Here is a 6,539-nt window from a genome sequence, read left to right on the forward strand (position 1 = left end):
ACAAATGGCTGCCCCGATAAACTTCCCAAACAGGCCCTAGGAGCAGCGCGCGCTCTGTCTCGTCCTCTGGGGGGCTCGCCGGCCCCGACCGGCGTGTGGACAACGCCACCATGACTCCGGCGGCGAGCAGGCTGGCGGCTGCTATCCCCAGCAGACCCTGAGAGGACGGTCCGAAGGAGTCGGACGCGAGAAGGCCGGGTGTAGCGGGGCCACCGGTGACCACCGCGGTGTGCTGCGCCGAGACGACCGCGGCCGCGTCATCCAGGACCGCCAGCGCACGAGAGGTGCCGAGACGACCGTCGCCGTCCCCCGGCTCGGGGTCTTCGAAATCGGGATAGCTGGGTTCTGGATCATCGAGGCCGGGGTTGCCGGGTCCGTGGTTGTCGAGGTCAGCGAGGTCGTAGCCGCCGGGGGCGGGGGGCGCGGTACCTGTTTCGGTGGCAGGCCATCCCGGGACGGAGTCCGGCACATGCAGTACCTGCAGGCCCTCGCCCTGCGCGTCGGCGGGCAGCAGCAGCCAGCCGGCATGGATGAGCGATGGCTTGGACAGCGTGCGGCCGTCCGGCTGGGCGCGACCCTCGTTGAGGTCGAAGATCTCCCGATACCGTAGACCATCACCGAGGAATCGCTCCGCGATGCCCCAGAGGGTGTCGTGGTGGCGCCCCTCGGCAGGTCGCACCTCGTAGAGCTTCATCACGCGCCCGTTGGACGCGAGCCGGCCGTGCGGGTCCGCGATCGGACTGATCAACTCGGCGTGGCAGACGCGCGGTGTCATGCGGCCAGCCGGGCCAGCCGGCCCGGTCCCCGGTTCCGACCGTGACGGCCAGGTCCGCCGGGTCGGTGTGCTGGCGCCGGGATCCGTTGTCGTGGCCACCGGAGCCCGATCACCCCTCGTGAGCGCGGGCGCCCTGTCGTCCGGAGCCGGCCGCGGAGCGACCAGGGCCGCCGAGGTCGTCGATACCGGCATCGCCGTCCCCATCCGGCCGGGCGCAGGCGGAACGGCGGGGGCCCGGGCGTATGTCATCGGGGCGACCAGAATCGTCGTCCCGGAGAACAACACGGATGTGGCGACGAGACGGCGGGCGAGGTTCTGGGGGGCGCCGCCCAGCGGTATCCGCGGGGCGAGGCCGGTACCGCGCAGCTCGGCCCGGCATTCCGCGACAAGACAGGCGGTGAAGTGCAGCCAGGCGGCCCAGAAGAGCAGGGACAGGATGGCTCGGACGACCGCGCCGGCCCCGTCCCCGCTCTGGAGCGGTGGACCCAGTACCAGGATCAGTACGACCGGGACGCCGAGGACGACACCGGCGATCGCAGCGATGGCCCCGGCGGCGCGCAGCCGTTCCCGAGACCGCAGCTCCGCGGAGACCACCGGCACCGGCTGGCGGGCCGGCACACTCCCGGGCCTGTCATCGACCATCCGATGGGGAGGGTTGCCAGCATGCGGAAGCCGCCGTCGTGACCGCGGTGCCGCCGCCGGCGAGGCGGACGCCATCGATGCCGGCGGCGAGGACGGCCGCGCGGATCGAAGTGGTGTCGATGGTGGCGGGAGCGGCGTGGACATGAACCTCCCCGATCAGGCGCAGGGTCGGGCGCATGGGCACGCCGGGCACGGCCTCATGCCCGGTTGCGTGGCGCTCATGCTAGGTCGCTGGAGACCGGTTTCCAGGGCGAAGCAGCAGTTCCCTGACCTTCTTGTGACCATTACCTGGATCCGGTCGACGGCATGTCTCCGCCGTGGATGCCGGCGCTCCAGGCTCTGGACCGGGGCGAGCCGAGGGAACTCGTGGGAGCGGCGCCGAACTGCCTGGATGTCCGCACGCCGATCCCGTGCAGTGAGCACCCGGCCTCCTCGCGCTGCTGTGCCTGGACGGCGACAGAGGGACAAACTCGTTGTAATCGTACCAGTGCGGTCGCGTAGAGGAAATTTCGAGATGAAAGATCTACAGTTTATTACCCAAGGTGGGCATCTAATGCCATTCTAGTACTAAATGTTCAAATTTATTCTTACGTTGAGTTACCTCCAAAAGTGTCCAGTGTCGCGGCGTACCAGGGCAGGCCTACCTTCGATCGACTACCTTGTCCATTCCCGCATCCGCGGAACACCGGCGCTGGCCACACCGAGGCCGGACCGACCCCGGACTGGCCCGGTCATCCGGCACTCTGGATCTCGTTCTGAATCTCGGCGAGCCGCGCACGTAGCTGATCCAGCTGGGTGTGCAGTTCGGTGAGGGTCCGGTCGTATCCCGGCCAGACGGTGGTCCGGAAATCGACCGCGTTACGACCGTCCCAGTTCTCCGGGTCGATCAGTACCTTCGCCGCGGCGCGGAGCTCGTCGAAATGGGTGAGCAGCGGGCCGTTGATGATCGTGGTGAGATCGGCGATAGCGGTCACGGCTTGTGGCGTGCTACGGACGGTGACATCGGACGGCTGGGTCATAGTGTGCTCCGGTGGCGGGGATCTGGACGGCCGTCTCGGCGGCAAAGCGCCTCGATGGCATGGAAGAGATGGAAGAGAGCGACCGGCGCGGCGGACAGTGGTCCCGGGAGGGGCGGTCCCGGGGGTGGTCCGTCAGCTTCCGGCCGCAGCGGTTCGACGGTTGATCTTGGTGATGCCGCGGGCGAGCTCGGCGAGGTTCGTCCGCGGGTCGGTCAGCGCGCTCTGCACCTCCGGCCAGACCTGAGCACGAAAAACCTGCGCCTTCGGGCCATCCCAGTTTCGCGGGTCCGCCAACGTGTTGCCATGATTGATCAGATTTGTCGTGGTTGCCTGCAGATCGGGTAGCTGTCGGCTCATCCGCCCGGCCGCCTGTTGGGCCGCCGGTGTGGTCACGGTTCGCACGGCATTGTTCCTCTCGGGACTCGAGCAGAGGGGGACGCGAGCAGGTCGGATGTCGGGGGACAGGCGACCTGGACGGGAAGGACGGCTCCGCGGCGCACCAGCACCCCGCGGCCTGGAGGCGCGGGGCCGCCGATCGTGCGGGACAGCCGGACTCCGAGCAGTTCGCCGTCGCTCGGCCGCCCCGGGGCCAGGAGCAGCCCGTACCCACCGCGGCGGACGTCGACGAGGAATCCGCGGTACTGGCCCAGCAGCTCCTCGGTCGTACCGGCGACGATCAACACGCCGCCGCCGCCGTCGCGTGCGGCCTGCCAGAAGGCCGCCAGCTCGGCCGCGGCCCGTTCACCGACCAACTCGGCGTCGTCGACGAGGACGACCAGAGGTTCGTCCCCTGACAGGCCGGTTGGCAGGTCGGTCAGCGACCGGATGGTGTCGGTCCGACGGGTCTCCGGCGTGACGGCTGACTCCCCCCGCCCGCGGCCGCCGCGACGGCAGGTGCCGTCGCTTCCCGCCTCCTCCACGAGGTTCATGGTCCCGTCCAGGATGGCTACGACGTCGGGTCGGTGGGCGAGGGAACGAAGGGGAGACGGACGCGGCGTCAACGCGACGATTCGGGCACCATCGGTGAGGAGTGACAACGCCAGCGTGAGTAGAACGCAACTGCGCCCGGACCGTGGCGGGCCACTGATCATGAAACCGGGACCGTCGGTATCCAGATCCACCTCGACGATCTCCAGCTCGTCCCCTCCGATTCCGATCGGCACGTGCAGCGAAGATCGATTTTCTGGACGCATGGCCGCCGCCGCGGATCTCCGCGACCGCCCGGGCGCGCGTTCCATCTGCTCGGATGTGACGAGGGAGGGCAGCGCGTCGATCCGGAAGGGACGACGATCGAAGCGCTCCGGCGGCCTTCGCGACACCTCCACAGATCGGCCCGCCTGGGACATCGCCCGAGAGCCCACCGCCCGCAGTGCCGCAACCTGAGCCTGGCCTGTGGGGTCCGCGTCGAGCAGCGCGATCTGTGTCTCCACGGGACTGGGGAACCGGCCTCCGACCGCGACCCCACGTCCGGCGGACAGCGTCCCGGGCATGTCGAAGGGGGACAGGCCAGCGAGCGCGTAGTCGGAAGGGTCGGCCATCCGCAGGAGTAGTCGTTCGTCGACGAGCGACGCCAGCCGCCCGATCAACCCTCGTCGATCGGTAGTGATGATCACTCGTAGGCCCACCGCCTGACCTTCGCGCAACAGCCGCAGAAGCTGGTCGACGAGTATCCCTCCGTCGACGTCCTCAAAGGCGGCCAGAAATCCTTCGAACCTGTCGACGAGCAGCACCAGGTACGGCGATGGGCGCATGGCGTCGCCCGCATCGCCGGGAGACGGCCGCCACGACCGTCGGGCCTCGGCAAGATCCATGAAGCCTTTCCGAGAGAGGATCGTCTGCCGCTCGCTGATCTCGTTGGCCAGACGGGCGAGGAGCCTCGTGACCCGCTCGGGATCGTCCCGGCTCACCACGGCACCGGAGTGCGGCAGGTCCGCGAGGGGTGCCAGGGCGTTGCCGCCGCAGTCCAGTCCGTAGAGATGGAGCTCGCCGACGGGCAGGGCGGTGGCGAGGGCGCCGGCAGCGGTGCGCAACACGGTCGAGCGCCCGGTTCGTGGCGAGCCGACGATCATGAGGTGGCCGCCGTGTTCCAGATCGATCGTGAAGGGCAGCTGAAGCTGACGGTCACAGTGATCGGACAGCCCAATGGCAACGGGAGGGAGCCGAACGAGACCGTCCGCGTGGAGCCCAGGGCGTCCGCTGGAGTCCGCCGGATGGTGACCGTCGCCATCCGCGGCGATGGTGTGGTCGCTCGGGCTGGTGTGGTCGCTCGGGTCGGTGCGGCCGGCGGCCGCCCCGACGAGGGCGTCGAGGGTAATCCGCTCAGGGAGCGGGGGAAGCCACGGACTGGGTATCGGAGGGATCCCGAGCCTCGCCGAGGCCTCCCGTACTGCCGAGACCAGAGCAGCCAGGTCGGTGCGCGGCTCTGCCAGGGACACGTCTTCCGACGGCGGTCCGTACGATGGCGCCGGCACCGCCTGGGACGTGTCGGCATCCCGACGTGGAGCGTCACCCGGTTCCGGCCACGGTAGCGGGGTGACCCTGGGCGCAGGGATGCCGGACGAGCCGTCTCCGCCTGGTCTGGTGACCGGATCCGGTCCACCGATCCACCCGGTCTGAACGGCTGTCGTGATGCCCGGGCCGGTGCGTACCACCGCCCGACCGGGGGTGGCCGGACTGATCAGAGCAGCGTCCGGGCAGCCGACGACGTCCTCGCTCTCCGCCGCATCGGTGACCCGCAACGCGATGCGCAGGTTCGTATTCGCCCGGATCTCCGGTGACACCACCCCCGCGGGGCGTTGGGTGGCCAGCAGGAGATGGATCCCGAGCGACCGTCCGCGTTGGGCCAGGTTGACCAATCCGGCGACGAATTCGGGTAGTTCGCGGGCTAGCGTGGCGAATTCGTCGACGACCAGAAGCAGGCGGGGAATCGTCGGACGCCCGATGGGATGAGGGAGCAGACGTCGAAAGGCGTCGAGGTCCTTCGCTCCGGCCGCGGCCAACATCCGTTCCCGTCTGCGAAGCTCGGCGGTGAGCGAGCTCAGCGCGCGTCGGACCAGGTGCGGATCGAGGTCGGTGACCATACCGACGGTGTGGGGAAGAGCGGCGCACTCGGCGAACGCGCTGCCTCCCTTGTAGTCGACCAGCACGAAGATCATTTCGTTCGGGCGGTACATTACGGCGTGCGCAGCAATGATCGTCTGCAGCAGTTCGGACTTTCCCGCCCCGGTCGTGCCAGCGACCAGCCCGTGTGGCCCGTCGCGAGAGAGATCGATCGTGAACCTCCCACCCTCACCGATCCCGGCTGGTACCGCCCTGCTCGCCGTGCCCCGGGGCGGCTGCGGCACCGATGACCAGAAATCTTGGATCACCTTCGGCGTGGGTGGGTCGGCGCCGAGGATGTCCAGGAGTCGGACGGCGGAGGGAAGGCTCTCGGAGTCGTCGTCACCGGCGTCGCGCAGCGGCGCCAGGGCTCTGGCGACCGACTCACACCAGTCGGCCGCGGAGGCCAGTCCCGCGGCATCGACGGTCGGTGCTCCGGCATGGTCGGTGAGACCGGGCCGGCCGGTGAGACCGATGAGGTCTGGGCAGACGTGTCTGATCACGGCTGACCGGTCCTGCCGCATCAACAACTCGTCGCCGTCCTGTTCGACAACGGCTCGGCATTCGGGCGGAAGGTCCCGGACGTCGGCTTCCAAGCAGATGACGTGGATGCCGACCGCCGGTCCGTCGCGTAGCACGGTCGTCATTCCGGGAACGGAGCGCAGTATCCGGGCCCCGTCCAGCACGACCAGGATGTCGGGGTCGGATCTGGGCGCCTCGGGCGGATGGGCGCAGCGACTCTCGATCAAGGATGTCAGTTCGGCGATCCGGCGGGAGCGGCTGACCTCGTCGGCTCCAACGAAAATGGTCTTCTCCTGTACCAACGGCCGACAGTGCGGCAGCCAGCGGATCCATCGCCAGGCATCGACGAAGCCTGTGGAGCCGATCAGCAGGCAAATCCGGAGATCGCGAGGGCTGTGCAGGACAGCGGCCTGGATGACGAGCCAGCTGCCGAGAAGCTGCGGCAACATGCCCCGACCGGTGACGCCGAGCACTCCCCGCTC

General features: G+C 69.1%; 4 protein-coding genes. All 4 read right to left on the reverse strand.

The window, feature by feature from the left end:
* Positions 1-1,417 (reverse strand): LysM peptidoglycan-binding domain-containing protein (locus ACY5KJ_RS16090; protein ID WP_462203735.1); only part of this gene is annotated, 1,417 nt, incomplete at its 3' end.
* Positions 1,418-2,148: 731 nt separating this feature from the next.
* Positions 2,149-2,436, reverse strand: a complete 288-nt coding sequence (locus ACY5KJ_RS16095) for a hypothetical protein (RefSeq protein ID WP_462189166.1) — start codon at positions 2,434-2,436, stop codon at positions 2,149-2,151.
* A 132-nt stretch (positions 2,437-2,568) separates the two neighbouring features.
* Positions 2,569-2,838 (reverse strand): pyrophosphorylase, encoded by a 270-nt coding sequence (locus ACY5KJ_RS16100; RefSeq protein WP_462189167.1) that lies wholly within the window; start codon positions 2,836-2,838, stop codon positions 2,569-2,571.
* Positions 2,826-6,506, reverse strand: coding sequence for an FtsK/SpoIIIE domain-containing protein (locus tag ACY5KJ_RS16105; protein ID WP_462203736.1), 3,681 nt, complete (start codon positions 6,504-6,506; stop codon positions 2,826-2,828). Before ACY5KJ_RS16105 ends, ACY5KJ_RS16100 begins: the two co-directional genes overlap by 13 nt.
* Between the last annotated feature and the right edge of the window lie 33 nt (positions 6,507-6,539).

This window comes from Frankia sp. CcWB3 (assembly GCF_977927595.1).